This window comes from Phocaeicola vulgatus ATCC 8482 (assembly GCF_000012825.1).
Lineage (GTDB): Bacteria > Bacteroidota > Bacteroidia > Bacteroidales > Bacteroidaceae > Phocaeicola > Phocaeicola vulgatus.
In genome coordinates this window covers 665,262-683,206 of record NC_009614.1, presented here as the reverse complement: position 1 = coordinate 683,206, position 17,945 = coordinate 665,262, and the positions used below count along the sequence as shown (strand labels likewise).

Sequence of the window (17,945 nt, the reverse complement as noted above, 5' to 3'; positions counted from 1 at the left end):
GGATGTTTTTTTAAGGATGAAAAGGTTGTTTTTTCTTTTCTACATTAAATTAGAAAGAATTATGAGTAAAAAGATTTCAATAATTTTGTTGCTCCTCTGTCTGGGATTATTTTCCCAGGCACAGAGCTATCAGAAAATATCGCAAGGAGTTAAGACTACTGTACAAGGTATGGATGTTGAAGTGGCATTTTATTCTCCATCCATTGTCCGGGTTTATAAGACACCGGAGGGAAGTTCGTATGACAAGAAGAGCCTTGTAGTAATGAAAGAGCCTGAGGAGACCTTTGTGGAGTTTGCAATGAATAAAGAGTATATTCGTTTAAAGTCGGATGCATTACAAGTAGAGGTAAATTCATCTACAGGTGGAATCAATTTCTATGATGCAACCGGAAGGGTGTTGTTAAAAGACAAGGATTATGGAACACAGTTCACCCCGTTTGATGATGCGGGTACTTTTTCTTACAATGTCCGGCAGGCTTTTTTATTAGATAAGGATGAAGTGATTTATGGATTGGGGCAACAACAGACTGGAAAAGTGAATCAGCGCAATCAAAAACTTTTTCTTCGTAACAAGAATATGAGTATCTGTATTCCTTTTATTCATTCAGTGAAAGGTTACGGACTTTATTGGGACAATTATTCCCCAACTATGTTTACGGATAATCCGCAAGAAATGTCATTCGATTCTGAAGTGGGCGATTGTGCCGACTATTATTTCATTTATGGTAGCAATGCGGACGGCGTGATAGCCGGAGTCCGTGATTTGACCGGGCAGGCTCCTCTTTATCCGCTGTGGACACTTGGATTCTGGCAGTGCCGCGAGCGTTATAAGAGTCCGGATGAACTGTGCGAAGTGGTTGATGAATACCGTGATCGGAAAGTTCCTTTGGATGGAATCATTCAGGATTGGCAGTATTGGGGATGTGATTCTAACTGGAACTCCATGAAGTTCCAGAATCCTCGCTATATTAATAAGATGGGCGACAAAGAATACATGAAATATCTTCCGAATGGTGAGAATCCGGATGCACGTTATGGTACTCCAAGAATAAAAAGCCCTCAAGAAATGATTGACTATATACACAAGCGGAATGCGCATATCATGATTTCTGTATGGGCCTCTTTTGGTCCGTGGACAGAGATGTATCATAAGATGGACAGTCTGAATGCTTTGCTTCATTTTGAGACTTGGCCGCCTAAAGCCGGAGTGAAACCTTACGATCCGTTCAATCCTGTAGCAAGAAGTATTTATTGGAATGAAATGAAAAAGAATATCTTTGATCTAGGTATGGACGGCTGGTGGTTGGATTCTACCGAACCCGATCATCTGGAGATTCAAGATAAAGATTTTGATACAAAAACTTATTTAGGTTCTTTCCGAAGAGTTCACAATGCTTTTCCTTTGATGTCCAATAAAGGTGTTTATGAGCACCAGCGTGCTACTACTTCCGACAAGCGGGTATTCTTACTTACCCGTTCTTCATTCTTGGGACAGCAGCGTTATGCTTCACATTCATGGAGTGGAGATGTCGTTTCTACTTGGGAAGTGATGCGCAAGCAACTGGCAGCTGGCCTGAATTATTCTTTGTGTGGTATTCCTTACTGGAACACTGACTTGGGAGGATTTTTTGCTTGGAAATATAATAATGATGTTAATAATATTGCTTATCATGAGTTACACGTCCGTTGGTATCAGTGGGGAGCTTTCCAACCTATCATGCGTTCTCATAATTCCAGTCCTGTTGCTGTAGAGATCTATCAGTTCGGCGATAAAGGTGATTGGGCTTATGATGCATTGGAGAAATATACCCATTTGCGTTATCGCTTATTACCTTATTTATATAGTACTACTTGGGAAGTAACAAATAAGGCAGGCAGTATTATTCGTCCTTTGGTGATGGATTTTCCGAAAGACAAGAAAGTACTTGATATGGATACGGAGTATATGTTCGGACGTAGTTTTTTAGTACGTCCGGTAACTGATTCTCTCTATACATGGCAGGATAAAAAACAGAATGGTTATCAGAAAAATATGCGGAAAATAGAGAAAACGGATGTATATTTGCCTGAGGGAAGTAACTGGTTTGATTTCTGGACTGGGGCAAAGTTGGCTGGTGGCCAAACCATACAGCGTGAAGTACCTATTGATATCATGCCTGTTTATATCCGTGCCGGTTCTATAATTCCTTGGGGGCCTGCGGTGCAGTATGCCACAGAAAAAAGTTGGGATGACCTGGAGATTCGTGTTTATCCGGGTGCTAATGCAACTTTTATTCTTTATGAGGATGAGAACGATAATTACAATTATGAAAAGGGAGTTTATTCTACTATCACTTTCCGTTGGGATGATAGTAACCGTACTTTGCACATCAGCGACCGTGAAGGAAGATATCCCGGAATGTTGGAAAAGAGGAAGTTCAAAGTAGTTCTCGTAAATCATAGATCAGGAGAAGGCGATAAACCATTGAAGGGAGGAAAGATGGTGAATTATACCGGTACGGCAATTGAGGTGAAACTTTAGAATGTTCATATTGAATATCCAGCAGAATAAATAAAGAAACGATAAAATACATTATGAATTTACTTAAAACCATTTTATCCACTTCCGTTTTTGCTATAGCTTCTGTAGCTTTGCATGCTCAGCTACCTGCAAAAGTAGAAAGTTTTCCAGTCAGGGATGTGCGGCTCACCGCCAGCCCTTTCAAACACGCAGAGGATATGGATATCCGTTATCTGCTGGGAATAGACCCCGACCGTCTGTTAGCTCCTTATTTGAAGGAAGCTGGTCTTTCTCCTAAAGCTGAAAATTATACCAATTGGGAAAATACAGGGCTGGACGGTCATATTGGCGGACATTATTTATCGGCCCTTTCCTATATGTATGCCGCTACGGGAAATAAGGAGATCAAGGCGCGTCTGGATTATATGATAAGTGAACTGAAACGCTGCCAGGATGCCGCCGGTGACGGTTATCTGTGTGGAGTCCCAAACGGGCGCAAAATGTGGAAAGAAATAGAGGAAGGAAACATTCGCGCGTCCGGTTTCGGATTGAACGACCGCTGGGTTCCTCTTTACAATATTCATAAAATATATGCCGGCCTTCGTGATGCAACTCTTCAGACCGATAGCCGGGAGGCAAAGGAAATGTTGGTGAAACTCACGGACTGGATGATTCGTCTGGTATCCAAGTTGAGCGATGAACAGATACAGGAAATGTTGCGCAGCGAACATGGAGGGCTGAACGAAACATTTGCCGATGTGGCCGCTATCACCGGCGACAAACGCTATTTGAAACTGGCTCATCAATTTTCTCATCACACCGTGTTGCAGCCTTTGTTGAGACAGGAGGATAAACTGACTGGTATGCACGCCAATACCCAAATACCGAAAGTGATAGGTTTCAAACGTATTGCCGATTTGGAAGGCAACCGAGATTGGAGCGAGGCCGCCCGCTATTTCTGGGAAACAGTGGTAAACCATCGAAGCATCACCATCGGAGGTAACAGTGTGCGTGAGCATTTTCATCCGGCTGATGATTTCAGCAGTATGCTCACCAGCGAGCAGGGGCCTGAGACTTGTAACACCTACAATATGCTCCGCCTTACAAAAATGCTGTATGAAACGAGTGCGGACGTTCATTTTATGGATTATTACGAACGGGCGCTTTATAACCATATCCTTTCCACGCAAGATCCTGTGCAAGGCGGATTTGTTTATTTTACCCCGATGCGTGCCGGTCATTACAGGGTCTATTCGCAGCCTCAGACCAGTTTCTGGTGTTGTGTGGGATCGGGGATGGAAAATCATGCCCGTTATGGTGAAATGATTTATGGACACAAGGATAATAATCTGTATGTCAATCTTTTCATTCCGTCTACCTTGCGCTGGGGAGATACCCAAATTGAGCAACAGACGGCTTTTCCCGATGAGGAGGGGAGTACTCTTGTTATTTCTCCGGAAAAGGGAAAGAAAGAATTTACCCTTCTTTTCCGTATTCCCGAATGGACGAAGCCGGAAGCATTACGCTTGTCTGTTAATGGTAAACGGCAGAACGTAACGGTCAAAGAGGGATATGTTAGCCTGAACCGTACTTGGTCAAAAGGTGACAAAGTAAGGCTGGAACTGCCGATGCATTTGCGTGCCATTGCACTGCCGGATGGTTCTGCCAACTATTCCATCTTATACGGACCGATTGTGCTGGCCGCCCGGTTGGGCAAGCAAAATCAGGATGGCATGTTTGCCGATGACAGTCGTGGCGGACACATTGCTGCCGGACCGCGCCTGCCTTTACAAACGATGCCTGTCATTGTGGGGGATAAGAACAATCTTCTTTCTCATCTGAAAAAAGTGGAAGGTAAGCCGTTGACATTTACATTGTCCGGAGTTTATCCCGAACGCTATGAGGGTATGACTGTGGAACCGTTTTTCCGTTTATACGAGTGCCGGTATATGGTCTATTGGCCTGTGCTGTCCGTACAGGAGTTGCAGGCAAGGCAGGAACAGTTGGCAAAAGAGGAAAAGGAGCGTGCCGCATTGGATGGTATGACCGCCGATAAAGTGATTTGTGGGGAACAACAACCGGAAAGCGACCATTTCATCCGGATGGAGAATTCCCGTACGGGGGATGATGAAGGGATTCACTGGCGTGAGGCGGCCGGTTGGTTCAGTTATCGTATGAAGACGAACGGAAAGCAGGTCAATAAAGTGCGTATCCGGTTCCGTCCCGAGATTCGTAAGGATGCAAAAGTATGGATAAACGGGCAGGAAGTAGGACGATTGGCTGGTAAACCGGTTTCGGATGTATCGGTTGGGATATTTGATGTACCTGCATCTATGCAATCCAATGAGCAACTGGAGATAAAGATCGGTAAAGGAAATGAGAAAGTGACTCCGCATATTTATGAGGTGCGGCTGGTGGCTGAATGATGATAGATATACGAACCGGCCATGCCTCAGTTGGCATGACCGGTTCGTCTTTTCAGATAATTCCGTTGTCTTTCAAGACCGCTTGTAACTCTTTATCAGTGATATTCTCACGCTCTGATTTATCATAAATGAAATGTAAGCCAATCTCTTTTTCTTCTTTGGATAGAGTGGCGATGAGAGTGATCACTCTTGCTCCACCTCTTTTCCCTTTTCCTTTTGATGCTATACTCATGCGTACTTTGTGTAGGCCATTGCCTAAATCAGTACCCATGTCAGGGTTCTGCATGAGTTCTGCGGCTAAAATTGTCAAGTCTTGCTTCAATGATTTATATCGCTTGGAAAGTTTCTTAACTTCTTTTTCGAAGTGGCGATATACTTTGATTTTATAGTTCATTGAGCAATTCTTCTATGGGACGGCCTTTCAGCTTTCCTTCACGCATCAGTTTGATGTCTTTGCAAGCCTCGGACAGCCCGTCCATTATTTCACTTTTGGTCATGTAGGGTTCTTCATCCTCTGCCACCATGGTAGAAACAGATTCCATTTCCTTTTTAGCATGAACAAGAGTCTTCCTTACAGACTCCAACACCTTTACATTCTTGATGTCCAGGATTTCCCGAATCAGTTCGTTTTGTATTGATTCCAATGTGATTGTACTCATGACGTTCTCCTTTCTTCTTATTATTTATCTCGTATGGCAAAGATAGCGAAAAGGTGGCATGTCTGCTTGTTTTCTGCATGAAAAATAGTTTTCATTTAGAGGTTGTACCTAAAAGAAATACCTTTTTTCATTTAGTTTTCCTATTTTTGCAGGAAACAAACCGAACAGCTAATGAAAATTCTCCATACAGCAGACTGGCATCTGGGCCAGACTTTTTATGAATACGACCGGCGGGAAGAGCATCTCCATTTTTTGGAATGGCTGAAACAGCAGATAAGACAGCATGAAATAGATGTATTGTTGATAGCAGGTGATGTATTCGATAGCCCGAATCCTTCGGCGGAATCACAACGAATGTATTATCGTTTTCTAAGAGAAGTTACGTCCGAGAACCCTTCTTTGCAAATTATCATCATTGCCGGAAATCATGACTCGGCAGCCCGTCTGGAGGCTCCCAATCCCCTGTTGGAGAATATGAATGTCACCGTTCGCGGTGTCGTGCGCCGCAATGCGGAAGGTGATATAGACTTGCAACACCTCATTGTCCCCCTTTACACAGAAGGGGAAGTGACCGCCTATTGCCTTGCCGTTCCCTATCTGCGTCAGGGGGATTATCCTTCGGCTGAAAATTACTCAAAAGGAGTCCAACTGCTTTATGAGCAGCTTTTCAATGAAGTGAAGGAGAAAGGACTTCCCGTTATCGCCATGGGACATCTGCAAGCCACCGGCTCGGAAATCTCGGAGGACGACCGTTCGGAACGTACCGTTATCGGAGGCTTGGAATGTGTATCCCCCGATGCTTTTGATGAGGCTATCGCCTATACTGCATTGGGGCATCTGCATCGCTCCCAGCGTGTGTCCCATCGGGAGAATGTGCGTTATTCCGGAACTCCTATGCCCATGTCTTTTGCTGAGAGGAACAATGCTTCGGGAGTGGTCATGATAACGATAAGTGCTGAGGGTACCGGCATAGAGAGATTGGCATTTGAACCGCTAGCCGGCGTGATGAGTATTCCTCGTCAGGCCCGTCCGCTGGAAGAAGTGCTGCAAGCCATCGGCGATTTGCCCGATGGGGATGTCACGTTGCGGTCACCCTATCTGGAAATAAAGATTTTGATGACCGAGCCGGAACCTTCTTATAAGTATAAGATAGAGGAAGCGTTGAAAGGAAAAGCGGTCCGCCTGGCACGCATCGCCGCTATGCTTCCACAAAAAAAGGCAAGCGGCATTGTCGCCACTTCCTACGAGGAGTTGCAAACCATCCGTCCGCTGGATATGGCACTGGATGTCTTTAAACGGAAATATGGAGGGACGGAGATGCCCGATACCATGAAACAATTGCTGGAAAGTGTAATCAAGGAGGCGGGAGTATGAAAATAGTAGCGATAAGAGGAAAGAATCTGGCTTCATTGGAAGGTGAATTTATGATAGACTTTACCGTCGAACCTTTGTGTTCGGCAGGTATATTCGCCATTACGGGCAGTACCGGAGCCGGAAAATCAACCTTGCTGGATGCTTTGTGTCTGGCTTTGTTTGACTGTACGCCACGTATGAACAAGGCGAAAGAGAATAACGTCTCTGTCATGGATGTTGCCGACAGAGGAATTGCACAGAACGATAGCCGTTCCATCCTTCGCCGGGGTACTGCCGAGGGGTATTCGGAAGTGGATTTCGTCGCTTTGACAGGAGAGGTGTTCCGTTCACGCTGGACGGTGCGACGTTCGCGTGGGAAGGTTAGCGGTTCCTTGCAAAAAGTGGAAATGACGTTGACCAACCTTACTTCCGGAGTGGAACAGCAAGGGACGAAGACCGAATTATTATCCCGCATCAGTGAACTGATCGGACTCTCTTTCGAACAGTTCAACCGCTCTGTGTTGCTGGCTCAAGGAGATTTTGCTACCTTCCTGAAGGCTCGTCAGCCTGATAAAGCCGAAATCTTGGAAAAACTGACCGGAACGGAAATTTACTCGCGTATCTCTGCTTCTATTTATGAACGCACCAAGCGGGCGGAAAGTGAATATAAATTATTGCAGGAACGTATCAAAGGCATTGAGTTGCTGACAGATGAGCAATTACAGCAACTTTCGGCTGAAAAGGAAGAATTACAAGTCCGCTTGTCCGTTTCGAAGAAGAAAGAGGAGGCGTTGTCCGGCAAGTTGAAATGGCTGGAAGAAGAAGGACGCTTGAATACAGGATGCATACAGGCGGAAGAATCACTTTCCGGCATCAGAAAAGAAATAGAAGTCGCCCGTCCGCGTTATGAACTGTTGGCCCGTATAGAGCAGGCTCAGGATATCCGCGATGTGTATATGGAACAGCGTAACGCCCGGAAGCAGATAGATGCCGGTCGTTCCCGGTTAGGCGAAATAGAGGTTGCCATCCGGCAGAATGCGGCTTTACAGACTTCCGCGAACGTGCAGTGGGAAGCCGCTCAGAAAGAACTGGCGGAATTTAAGACCTATTTGTCGCAGCAAGAACCGCAATTGGATAAAGCCAGAGCATTGGATGTGCAGTTGGTGGAAAATAGAAAGCAATTAGCGGAAAGTCAGAAAGAAGCGGCTTTGGCATTGCAGGCTAAAGATAATCTGCGTCAATCCGTTTGTAAGACAGAGAAGGATATAAGTTTGTTGATGGAGAAGCAAACCGCCTTGCAAACCTGGTTTGAACGATATACCGCTTATTCCCAATTGATTCCTGCCGTTGAACTGATTACCAGCTTGCTTACTAATCTGGAAATGGCAAGGGCGCAAAGCGTATCGAACCGTCAACTGCTGGATAAAGTAAAGAAAGCGAGTGAAGCGGAGGAACAGCGGTTAAAATCGGTACAACAGGAAGCCGAGCGTCTGAACCGACTGTTGCCGGCAGAGGTGCTGTTGCTTCGTGAGCAGTTGGAGGAAGGAAAGCCATGCCCGGTCTGCGGGAGTTTCCATCATCCGATGAGGGAACAGACCAATGTCCAATCCTTGCAGGAAGAGGAACTGAACCGTGCGAAAGAACAGGTTGCTAAAGAAACGGAACAACTGAAAAACACGCTGAATGCCCGCCAACTGGAGATGGCCCGTCTTTCCGCATTGATTGAAAATTATGTGGCGCAAGTTGATGATACGCTGAAAAAAGTAGAAACATACGTATCCATTATTCCCAATTGGAAAGATTTGTTGGAGCAGGGCACATTGAAACATTATGTCCAGCAATTTGGCAGGCAATGGAATGCCCGTTTGCAAGAGCAGACCGAAATAAAAGAGGCTCTTACCTCAAAATCAGCCCAAAGAGATAGTTTGAAAAAAGAAGAAGCCAATGCCATTGGTTTGTACGAAGAAAAGAAACAAAAAGAAGAAAGACAGCAGGCAGAATTGAACGAACGTGCTCGTCTGCGGTCTTCCCTGCTGAATGGTGAATCCACCGAAACAGTGGTTGCAACCCATGCAAGACGGCAAAAGGAACTGGAACAACAACTGGAAAAAGCCATGAACTTGCATCATTCTTTAACTGTGCAGGCGGAATCTTACAAAGGGCAGACCGCACAGTTGGAAAAGGAATTAGTCCGTCTGACTGCTGTCTTGCAACAAGACGAACTGAAAATAAACGAGTGGCTCACGCTTCAAAAGGAAACGTATGCCGAGTTGGAACAATTGCTTTCCAAAGACAAAAGCTGGATACTGGCTGAGAAACAAGCGTTGGGCACACTGAAAGAGAAGGAAACCACTCTTCAGGCGATCCTTGCGGAGCGAAGGCAGAAAAGGGAGGAGCATCAGCAAGCTCCTCTGAAACCGGATACCATGGAAAACAAGGAGTCGCTGATTGAAACATTGACTGCCTGCACTGCTGCCAAAGAAATGGAAACCGGACGTTTGGCCCAAATAGAGGTGACGATACAGAACCATATAAAAGGTAAGGAGCGCATAGCCGGCATCGAGAAAGAGTTGGAGGAAAAAAACTCTATCTACGAGAATTGGGCGAAACTGAACGAACTGTTCGGTTCCCAGACTGGCGCCAAGTTTAAGGAAATAGCCCAAGGTTATACGCTTGATGTCCTTTTGCTTTATGCCAACAGGCATTTGCAAGACCTTGCCCCCCGTTACGAACTGCAACGCATTCCTGACACGCTGGCCTTGCAGATTGTGGATCTTGATATGATGGGTGAGGTGCGTAGTGTCCATTCCCTTTCGGGCGGGGAATCTTTCTTGGTATCTCTCGCTTTGGCATTGGGCTTGTCTTCCTTGTCCTCCAACCGGATGAATGTGGAGTCGTTGTTTATTGACGAAGGTTTCGGATCGCTGGATATGGACACTCTGCGCATTGCGATGGATGCTTTGGAGCGGTTGCAGATGCAAGGGCGTAAGATAGGGGTGATTTCCCATGTGGCGGAGATGATGGAACGTATCCCTGCGCAGGTGCAGGTGGTGAAGACCGGAAGCGGAAGGAGCAAGGTGCAGGTGATGGGACCAATATAAGGATTGTACTCCATTACAGATGACAATAAAATAAAAAAGTGACGGACTATGAAAAAAACATTAATTGGATTATTGGGCTCGACAGTTATATGTGTACTGTTTCTTGCAGGTTGTATTGATGAACATTACGGGGAGGATAGCAATACCATTGTTACCAATCTGACCGGTTATGCATGGGAGAGAACATTTCAGATACGTACTGAGGATGGCAGGGATGCGGAAGTCTGTGAACATTATGAGTTCGGGCTGAATGGTAAGGCTTCCTGTAAATCACGGACGACGTGTGATGGCGAGGAAGTGGAAGAGCATGTACATTATTTCCGATATGATTTTATCACTCCCAATAACAGATATCTTCTTCTGGATTACTGCTACTGGCAGATTGACAGGATCAGTTCTTCAGTATTGAGCATATATGAAACCTTTGAGAATCCTGTGGTTGTGATGGGGCAGACCAGGGAATATAAGAGTTTCTCGGCTGTCCCGTTGGGGAATGACTGATGCGCTATGTCTGATGTGTTTTAGGGACAGAGGCGTTACAGGCATAAGTGAGGGAAAAATATGATTTTTGTCTCCATATTGAATACTGTTTTTACTTATTGCTTATGAGAATCGGACCGGTGTTTTTGATGGGATTTTGTATTAATGTTATAACTGTACGATTACACCGGAAATTCCATATCAAAGACAAGGACGTTTTTTTAAAAGATCAAGAGCTTTTTAAAAAAGAACAGGAGCTTTTTCAAAAACAACAGGATGTTTTTGATGCTTTTCTACTCGTATTGCATAACATGGCAAAATACCTTGTTTTTCTTTCAGAAGTTTCAGCTTCTCCGCAAACGTCCTGTTCATCGGCTTTTCGGCTGAAGGATATACACGATAAAATCCTTCAGCCGAAAAAGATCTGTAAGCGTCTCCGCGATTCTATATAGTATATTAAAAGTAAAAAGTCTAATGATCCCTTTTTAGTCATTAGCCTTTTCCCATCTGTCGGGAAGCAGTTGCCTGTATTTTTCCAGTGGTGTATTCGGTTGCCATTCGGCAGTTCTGTTTATGATATCCGTGAGATACTCAAACAGATTCACTTTATTCATCCTACAAGTAAGTGCTATCGTGTAGAGTATGGCGCCCCGTTCGGCTCCCTTATGGCTGCCGAAGAACAATGAGTTTTTTCTTGATAAGGATATGTAGCGGTTCATCCGTTCAACTATATTGTTGTCCAGGTAAGTGTCACCATAATTAAAGATGTCCACCACGGCATTCCACTCATTGCGAAGATAGGTGATAGCTTCCTTCAGTTCGCTCTTAGGCAACAAATCTCCCCGTTCTTCTATATCATCAAGCACATCTTTTATTTCTCCGAGTATGTCCGGCGCATACTTTTTCCGATGGACAAGATTCTGTTCTACCGTCCATCCGTCAACCCCGATCTTATGCTTATGTTCATTTTGATAAAGTGTGTTTATCATCTCCACGATTCTTTTTGCATCCGGGTCATCCTCACCGCAATCTATAAATTTCCGTTTTATATGTTGCAGGCACGGAATGCGTGTGATATGGGGATAAGCATCGCTTTCGAGTTTCCGGTAAGGTGAGTATCCGTCGCTTTGTATGATACCTTTGCAACCGCCTAATTCGTTAAGAATAACTTTTTCAGAGCGGGAGCCGTCATCATAGAGCAGGTATATCATCCTGGTGTTTATGCCCACAACCACCCAGAGGTATCCCTTGCGGACTCCTTTTCCCTTGCTGTTCTTTTCCGGGACGAGTATTTTGTAATAGGTTTCGTCGGCTGCCTTATAAGGATCACTCAAAGCTGTCTGCCGGATACACTTATAAAGATTTTCAAAGAGGCTTGAGGCTTTTTCCATCAACTTATGAGCCGTAGGTTTCTTCAGCGTAAAGCCATGACTTTCGAAGTAGTTGATGATTCTTTCAACCGGTAGCGATTGTATATAACGCAATTCCATCAGCCCGGCAATGAATGAGCCGTCATAGCTGGAATTCAAGAAAGCCGAGACCGGTGTTTTTCCCTCAAAGAGACAACCGTCTTGCGCGTAGGTGTGTATCTTGTAGACGTGCTTGATGAAGCGCATGGGTACACATTCATAGCGGACACATATTCTGGGAGCGGTGGTAACCAGCCGGGCTTTATTGATGTCAAAATCAGGATCGTCGGGATAAACGTCATGTTCCTCCTGCTCCATCTCATAATGCATGTCACGTTTGGCCCCATTGTTCTTTCTGGCTTTACGCTTATCTGCTTTTTCTGCTTCTCTCTTCTGCCGCTCTTCCTCCGGCAATGCAGGTTGAGGGGGTTGTTGCTGTTCGGATGTGTTTGATACAAGTTTGGCGATCCCCTTGGTAAGACGCTGTTGCTTGCCAAGAGATTCGCCTTTTTGAAGGAGTGCCTCTTTAAGGGAAGAAACCTCCTTTATCAAATCATCTATCTGGTCCAGGAGTCTGTTGTTATCATCCCGCAACTCCTTGATTTGCTCCTTCAATAACTCTATGACCTCATCCTTTTTCATGGCGTAAAGATACAAAAAATCAATGAGTCGGCCAAAATAATCGGATGGTAATTTAAAATCAAACAGTTAATATACAGTATATTACATTAAATCCTAAAACGTTTTCGCAACCGTACAGACTTCAATGACACTCCATTTAAGATAAAAGACAAAACCTGATAAGAGATCTCATAATTGCCTGTATGGGGGTTAAATGTCGGCAACTCAAAACTTCCACCTTCCAGACGCTTGTAGTACAGGAGAAAGCCATCACCATCCCAACGCAGTATTTTTACACTCTGCCGGTTTTTGCCAAAGAATAAAAATATATCTCCGGAAATGGGGGACAGCTCCTTCATTTGAGAGCGTATGATTTTGAATAAACCGTCAATGCCAAGGTTCATACGGACAAAGCCCTGGTACAGATAGTAGCGATTGGCTGATGTTAGAGAATACATGGATCCCCCTCCTTTCTTTCGTAATCGCGTAACATTTTAATAATACCCCCGGGAGTGGCCCGTTTGACCGAAATGGTCGTTCCGCTGTTAAAGGTGATTGTGATCCCGGAAAGACTAAACTCTTCTTCCGACAACATGACGGGGGCTATTTGAGTGAACGAAGGAGAGGAAGTTGTCGGTCGGGAGGGTTCAACGCCGCCATAATAATCACGGACCACATCCGCCTTGGCTTGTTTAACGCTATAACCCCGTCTGGACATCCAGGAACTCATACCTCCAAGAGTGGTATGCTGATCACGGCAAACATCGGCTAAAGAACAATTGTAGTCTACTTTCAATACTTCAAGGAAATGTTTCCAGGTTTTTCCAAATCGATTTTCTGCTAAATCCATAATGCCTCATTTTTATATATGGCAAAAATATAAGAATGAAAAAAGGGCGACAAGATAGAATCGCGGAGACGCTTACAAAGATCTTTCAGCGTGACAGGGTAAGCGATGTCGTATTGGTTGGTTTTCTATCGGTATTCGGATTTACCTTTATACATTTATTGACTACGGCTGAAAGAAAGAACTACGCGGTTGAAGGATCTCGGTGCATCAATCTGTCAGCCGGAATGCCGATGAACAGGACGTTTGCGGAGAGGCTGAAACTTCTGAAGGATTTTTGGGGGCATTCTTCAAGAGAGGGGTATTTCTCTTCAAAAGATGGATACGCATATCAAAAAGAAGGTGGAAAGACTTTGAAAACTTGTCGCAAGATGTCGCAATTCTTGTAGCAAGTTTTTCGGAATCTTGTAGCAGGATTTGCAGATTCTTGGTATAGGAATATCTTGTTTGATTTTATAGCTGTCCGGTAAAAATGCCGAAGTTCCCCCAAAAAGGTCTAGCTTTGGGATAAACAGATTCGGTTTTAATGGTAAACAAATATGATTGTATCATTCATTCCACAAACATGTAACTTGTTTGCGATATATATTCCGATAATTTTAGTATATTTTGTAGAATGTGTCTGTGTAAATTAGACGTAGCATTTACCGTCTGTGAAAAGTAGGATACTTATTATTGAACCTGAATCCGAAGCCCAGCATCAGATAGTTGGGATCATGGAAATCCTGTAAATTATATCCGATATGAAGGAATGAGTTGCGCGTAACTTCTATCTTCAGTGCCAATATCTGGTAGAAAGATTTTAAATCTCCGCCTGCATGAATCACATTTGTACCCAATCCTATTCCTACTGTGAAGTAAGGCATCACGTACTCGGCACGTCCCGAAACTCCCAGTGCCAGTTGTTTGCCGGCAGACGGCTTGAGGAGCTCATCGCCGTATCCGTCCGGGCTATACACATTCGCACTGCCGTCATAAACCCCGTCTAATGAAATACCCGCACGGAATTTATACCCGAAATTATACATTGGCGCGAAATTAAATCCCAGTACCGGATAAGTTTCAGGAGAAGCAACCATTTGCCCCTCTCCAATCGTTACTCCTTTTCTGCGCCATGAACCGAACAATACCAGGTCATAACTGATATGACGGGGAAATTTAGGTACGGGTGATTGATACAAGGGCTTTGCAAAACATTCTTCTTTTCTATTGATATTGTAAACCAATCCTACCTTTAGTCCGATGGAATTGAGTCCCGCATTCGGGAATTTGGTATTACCGTTAGAGAAATGCGTTACTGCCACACCTGTTGTGAAATCAAATTTGGGAGAAAGCATCCAGTTGAAATAGAAGTTTGTATTCAGATAGGCGTTTACTTTCGAACCTATCACTTTATTATATGGATTCAAATCGCTGTGGTATGGTTTCCAGCCAAATGAAGCGCCGAAATTCCATTCATAGTTTAATGACAATCGTTGGTTGAAACGGGCGATACGCGCTCCTTGAAATAAATAGACAGTAAGCGGGTTGCCCAATTGCGGCTTCTCATACATATTGTAGTAGCCCACGCCAATACCTTGGTAGGCCCCTCTGTAAATACGGTCGTTATAGGTGTTCGGATGAAACTGGAATGAGTACTTCAAGTGAAGCGACAGGGAATTCTCTATGGGTTTCCAATTCAGATTTTCTCCTCTGAAAAAGGAACTGGTGGGGAAAATATATCCGGGACGTGCCTCAATGCCGATACGGTGGATAAAATGACGTTTCAATGACAGGGAATCTACATAAAGCCGGTCGGGGAAGTTGGTTTTGTCTGAAATGGAAACCGCTGTTGTGTCTATAGGGTTTCCCTCTGTATATTGATTGATTGTGTCTTTAGCAAAGGTCATGTTACTTAAGAACAGTAATGCATCCAGAAGTATCACGAGTTTCCATTTTTGTATTGTGCCTTTCATATGCCGTGTAATGTTTTTGTGCGTTTTACCGATCTATCGTATGGTCTGATTTTTTTATTTGTGGCACAAATATAATCATAGTATTTGAAAAAAGAAATTTGTTAGATATAAAAAGGTTTTGTATAACCTTGATAACCACTATTTAAACTATTTTGAGGATGGATTGTAATGTCATCCTCTACCATCGGCTCCCCACATCATTTTATTGCGGAGTGTGTTGAAAAAGATATGGCTGTTTCGTTTTACTACATTTATTTTATAGTCGGCTTTGCGGATAGTGAGCCGGCTTCCTTCACGGCAAGTTTCGCTACGTCCGTCGATGGCAATCAGGAAATTGTGGCTGCGGCTCTCTATATCCAATGTGATTTCCCAGTCGTCGTTGATGACAATGGGGCGTACATTCAGGCTATGCGGTGCTACCGGAGTGATGGCGATGGTGTTGCTGTGTGGCACGATGACAGGTCCCCCGATGCTCAGCGAATAGGCTGTAGAACCGGTAGGAGTGGCGATGACCAGCCCGTCCGCCTGGTAGGTGGTGAGATAGGCTCCATTGATGGCTGTGTGGATGGAAATCATGGAAGAACTGTCACGCTTCAGTACCGCTATCTCATTCAGACCGAAAGGGTAACCTTTCAGTTCCTGTTCTTTGCAGGATACTTGCAATACGCTGCGGTCTTCTATCCGGTAGTTTCCATTGTAGATGTCATTGAATGTGTCTTCCATCTCTTCAGGAGAGACATCAGCCAGAAAACCTAATCGTCCGGTGTTGATACCTAGTATGGGAATGTTGCGTGAACCCACACGGCTGGCGGCTTTCAGGAAAGTGCCGTCGCCTCCGATACTTAGTATCATGTCGGCTTCAAAATTATTTCCATCGAAAACACCGGCGTGACGGATGCTTATCTTGAGGTCGTCCGTCAGAAACTCGTAGAACTCCCGGCAGATGTGGACTTCAGCGTTATGTTGTGATAGAATGGATAGCAAACGTTCCACATGAGCCGATTTCTTGGCTTGATAAGTGTTTCCGAAAAGGGCGAATTTCATTGGGCGTATATTCATTAGTTAATTTTATAAATCTTTTGTTTGTCAAAATGGACCAGGTTTTAATAAAACCTGCTAACTTTGCACATCAGAACTGCAAAGATAATAATATATTGCCAAGATGACAAAGTTAAGTGTAAATATAAACAAGGTAGCCACCTTGCGTAATGCCCGGGGAGGCAACAATCCGGACGTGGTGAAAGTAGCCTTGGACTGTGAGGCGTTTGGTGCGGAAGGTATCACTGTACATCCCCGTCCCGATGAACGGCATATTCGCCGCAGCGATGTGTACGAACTTCGTCCGCTGCTTACCACAGAGTTTAACATTGAAGGGTATCCCTCACCGGAGTTCGTTGATCTGGTGCTGAAAGTGAAACCTCATCAAGTAACGTTGGTGCCCGATGCGCCCGATCAGATTACGTCTAATGCCGGATGGGATACCAAGACCAATCTTTCTTTCCTTACCGAACTGATGGATACGTTCGGCCAGGCAGGTATCCGCACCTCTATCTTTGTCGGTACGGACAAGGAGATGATAGAATATGCCGCCAAAGCGGGAGCCGACCGGGTGGAACTTTATACGGAACCATACGCTACGATGTACCCTCGGAATCCCGAAGCGGCCATTGCTCCTTTTATAGAAGCGGCGAAGGTGACACGTAGCCTGGGAATGGGGCTGAATGCAGGTCATGACCTTAGTCTGGTGAATCTGAAATATATGCATACGCATATTCCTTGGCTGGACGAGGTGTCTATCGGTCATGCATTGATAAGCGATGCGCTTTATATGGGATTAAAACAAACTATTGAAGAATATAAAAATTGTCTTCGTTCATGATGAATATCACTTTACTGGCTGCACAGGCGGCTTTGGCGGATACCCTTGCCGGGGGTAATCCCGTATTGACTCCCGTTTCAGAGGAGGCTCGGATGAATCTTTGGGATATGGCGATGAAAGGTGGATGGATCATGCTTGTGCTGGCATTGTTGTCTGTCGTCTGTTTTTATATTTTCTTTGAACGCATGGCGGTTATCCGCAAGGCGGGGAAGGATGATCCTTTGTTTATGGAACGTATTCGTGATTATATCCGCACGGGTGAGATAAAGTCGGCTATAAACTATTGCCGCATCACCAATACTCCTTCTGCCCGTATGATTGAGAAAGGTATTACCCGTATGGGACGTCCTGTTGCCGATGTGCAGGCTGCTATCGAAAATTCCGGCAATATAGAAGTGGCAAAACTGGAGAACGGACTGCCTGTTGTGGCGACTATTGCCGGCGGTGCTCCGATGATTGGTTTCCTTGGTACTGTAACCGGTATGGTGCAGGCTTTTTGGGAAATGTCCAATGCCGGGAACAACATTGATATCACGTTGCTTTCAGGAGGTATTTATGAAGCGATGATTACTACTGTGGGTGGTCTGGTTGTGGGTATTGCGGCTATGTTTGCCTATAATTATCTGGTAACCCGTGTGGACAAGGTGGTAAGTCAAATGGAAGCGCGTACCATGGACTTCATGGATTTACTGAACGAACCCGTTCAAAAGTAATA

15 protein-coding genes are annotated in these 17,945 nt (G+C 44.7%); 8 read left to right on the top strand and 7 right to left on the bottom strand.

Annotation, left to right across the window (positions count from 1 at the left end; all coding sequences use genetic code 11):
* Positions 1 to 61 precede the first annotated feature (61 nt).
* Positions 62 to 2,521: a glycoside hydrolase family 31 protein gene (locus tag BVU_RS02515; protein WP_011964769.1), complete on the top strand. Its 2,460-nt coding sequence runs from the start codon at positions 62 to 64 to the stop codon at positions 2,519 to 2,521.
* A gap of 53 nt (positions 2,522 to 2,574) precedes the next feature.
* Positions 2,575 to 4,926: a glycoside hydrolase family 127 protein gene (locus BVU_RS02510; protein WP_011964768.1), complete on the top strand. Its 2,352-nt coding sequence runs from the start codon at positions 2,575 to 2,577 to the stop codon at positions 4,924 to 4,926.
* Between the two features lie 52 nt (positions 4,927 to 4,978).
* On the opposite strand, the gene BVU_RS02505 is transcribed toward BVU_RS02510, so the two are convergent.
* Together BVU_RS02505 and BVU_RS02500 are read right to left on the bottom strand one after the other, a co-directional pair.
* Positions 4,979 to 5,320, bottom strand: coding sequence for a type II toxin-antitoxin system RelE/ParE family toxin (locus BVU_RS02505; RefSeq protein ID WP_005840761.1), 342 nt, complete (start codon positions 5,318 to 5,320; stop codon positions 4,979 to 4,981).
* Entirely contained in the window at positions 5,310 to 5,585 is a 276-nt protein-coding gene (locus BVU_RS02500; protein ID WP_005850911.1) for a hypothetical protein, read from the bottom strand. Before BVU_RS02500 ends, BVU_RS02505 begins: the two co-directional genes overlap by 11 nt.
* A 171-nt stretch (positions 5,586 to 5,756) precedes the next feature.
* On the opposite strand from BVU_RS02500, the gene BVU_RS02495 reads away from it, so the two are divergent.
* The 3 genes from BVU_RS02495 to BVU_RS02485 are packed head-to-tail and all read left to right on the top strand — an operon-like array spanning position 5,757 to position 10,540.
* Complete coding sequence (locus tag BVU_RS02495; RefSeq protein ID WP_011964767.1) at positions 5,757 to 6,959, top strand: exonuclease SbcCD subunit D; 1,203 nt, start codon at positions 5,757 to 5,759, stop codon at positions 6,957 to 6,959.
* A complete protein-coding gene (locus BVU_RS02490; RefSeq protein ID WP_011964766.1) occupies positions 6,956 to 10,039 on the top strand; it encodes an AAA family ATPase in 3,084 nt (1,027 codons plus the stop codon). Before BVU_RS02495 ends, BVU_RS02490 begins: the two co-directional genes overlap by 4 nt.
* Before the next feature lie 48 nt (positions 10,040 to 10,087).
* Positions 10,088 to 10,540: a hypothetical protein gene (locus tag BVU_RS02485; RefSeq protein ID WP_005840770.1), complete on the top strand. Its 453-nt coding sequence runs from the start codon at positions 10,088 to 10,090 to the stop codon at positions 10,538 to 10,540.
* Between the two features lie 464 nt (positions 10,541 to 11,004).
* Here BVU_RS02485 and tnpC read toward each other — a convergent pair whose 3' ends face one another.
* The 3 genes from tnpC to BVU_RS02465 all read right to left on the bottom strand — a co-directional run bounded on the left by tnpC (position 11,005) and on the right by BVU_RS02465 (position 13,399).
* Complete coding sequence (tnpC, locus tag BVU_RS02475) at positions 11,005 to 12,570, bottom strand: IS66 family transposase (protein ID WP_011964764.1); 1,566 nt, start codon at positions 12,568 to 12,570, stop codon at positions 11,005 to 11,007.
* Positions 12,571 to 12,656: 86 nt separating this feature from the next.
* Positions 12,657 to 13,007, bottom strand: a complete 351-nt coding sequence (tnpB, locus tag BVU_RS02470; protein WP_011964763.1) for an IS66 family insertion sequence element accessory protein TnpB — start codon at positions 13,005 to 13,007, stop codon at positions 12,657 to 12,659.
* Positions 12,995 to 13,399, bottom strand: coding sequence for a hypothetical protein (locus tag BVU_RS02465; RefSeq protein WP_011964762.1), 405 nt, complete (start codon positions 13,397 to 13,399; stop codon positions 12,995 to 12,997). Before BVU_RS02465 ends, tnpB begins: the two co-directional genes overlap by 13 nt.
* Before the next feature lie 35 nt (positions 13,400 to 13,434).
* On the opposite strand from BVU_RS02465, the gene BVU_RS22350 reads away from it, so the two are divergent.
* Positions 13,435 to 13,785 (top strand): hypothetical protein, encoded by a 351-nt coding sequence (locus tag BVU_RS22350; protein WP_011964761.1) that lies wholly within the window; start codon positions 13,435 to 13,437, stop codon positions 13,783 to 13,785.
* A gap of 255 nt (positions 13,786 to 14,040) precedes the next feature.
* On the opposite strand, the gene BVU_RS02455 is transcribed toward BVU_RS22350, so the two are convergent.
* A complete protein-coding gene (locus tag BVU_RS02455) occupies positions 14,041 to 15,351 on the bottom strand; it encodes an acyloxyacyl hydrolase (protein WP_005840773.1) in 1,311 nt (436 codons plus the stop codon).
* Between the two features lie 171 nt (positions 15,352 to 15,522).
* Complete coding sequence (locus BVU_RS02450) at positions 15,523 to 16,395, bottom strand: NAD kinase (RefSeq protein WP_005840775.1); 873 nt, start codon at positions 16,393 to 16,395, stop codon at positions 15,523 to 15,525.
* A 118-nt stretch (positions 16,396 to 16,513) separates the two neighbouring features.
* On the opposite strand from BVU_RS02450, the gene BVU_RS02445 reads away from it, so the two are divergent.
* Both BVU_RS02445 and BVU_RS02440 read left to right on the top strand, forming a co-directional pair.
* Positions 16,514 to 17,230 (top strand): pyridoxine 5'-phosphate synthase, encoded by a 717-nt coding sequence (locus tag BVU_RS02445; protein WP_005840777.1) that lies wholly within the window; start codon positions 16,514 to 16,516, stop codon positions 17,228 to 17,230.
* Complete coding sequence (locus BVU_RS02440; protein ID WP_005840779.1) at positions 17,227 to 17,943, top strand: MotA/TolQ/ExbB proton channel family protein; 717 nt, start codon at positions 17,227 to 17,229, stop codon at positions 17,941 to 17,943. Before BVU_RS02445 ends, BVU_RS02440 begins: the two co-directional genes overlap by 4 nt.
* The last annotated feature ends 2 nt before the right edge of the window (positions 17,944 to 17,945 follow it).

What these genes read in the sequence shown, in the direction of transcription:
- BVU_RS02445 (WP_005840777.1), top strand. Translation starts at nt 16,514, where the DNA reads ATGACAAAGTTAAGTGTAAATATAAACAAGGTAGCCACCTTGCGTAAT.
- BVU_RS02505 (WP_005840761.1), bottom strand. Translation starts at nt 5,320, where the DNA reads ATGAACTATAAAATCAAAGTATATCGCCACTTCGAAAAAGAAGTTAAG.
- tnpB (WP_011964763.1), bottom strand. Translation starts at nt 13,007, where the DNA reads ATGTATTCTCTAACATCAGCCAATCGCTACTATCTGTACCAGGGCTTT.
- tnpC (WP_011964764.1), bottom strand. Translation starts at nt 12,570, where the DNA reads ATGAAAAAGGATGAGGTCATAGAGTTATTGAAGGAGCAAATCAAGGAG.
- BVU_RS22350 (WP_011964761.1), top strand. Translation starts at nt 13,435, where the DNA reads ATGAAAAAAGGGCGACAAGATAGAATCGCGGAGACGCTTACAAAGATC.
- BVU_RS02440 (WP_005840779.1), top strand. Translation starts at nt 17,227, where the DNA reads ATGATGAATATCACTTTACTGGCTGCACAGGCGGCTTTGGCGGATACC.
- BVU_RS02455 (WP_005840773.1), bottom strand. Translation starts at nt 15,351, where the DNA reads ATGAAAGGCACAATACAAAAATGGAAACTCGTGATACTTCTGGATGCA.
- BVU_RS02515 (WP_011964769.1), top strand. Translation starts at nt 62, where the DNA reads ATGAGTAAAAAGATTTCAATAATTTTGTTGCTCCTCTGTCTGGGATTA.
- BVU_RS02485 (WP_005840770.1), top strand. Translation starts at nt 10,088, where the DNA reads ATGAAAAAAACATTAATTGGATTATTGGGCTCGACAGTTATATGTGTA.
- BVU_RS02465 (WP_011964762.1), bottom strand. Translation starts at nt 13,399, where the DNA reads ATGGATTTAGCAGAAAATCGATTTGGAAAAACCTGGAAACATTTCCTT.
- BVU_RS02500 (WP_005850911.1), bottom strand. Translation starts at nt 5,585, where the DNA reads ATGAGTACAATCACATTGGAATCAATACAAAACGAACTGATTCGGGAA.
- BVU_RS02450 (WP_005840775.1), bottom strand. Translation starts at nt 16,395, where the DNA reads ATGAAATTCGCCCTTTTCGGAAACACTTATCAAGCCAAGAAATCGGCT.
- BVU_RS02495 (WP_011964767.1), top strand. Translation starts at nt 5,757, where the DNA reads ATGAAAATTCTCCATACAGCAGACTGGCATCTGGGCCAGACTTTTTAT.
- BVU_RS02490 (WP_011964766.1), top strand. Translation starts at nt 6,956, where the DNA reads ATGAAAATAGTAGCGATAAGAGGAAAGAATCTGGCTTCATTGGAAGGT.
- BVU_RS02510 (WP_011964768.1), top strand. Translation starts at nt 2,575, where the DNA reads ATGAATTTACTTAAAACCATTTTATCCACTTCCGTTTTTGCTATAGCT.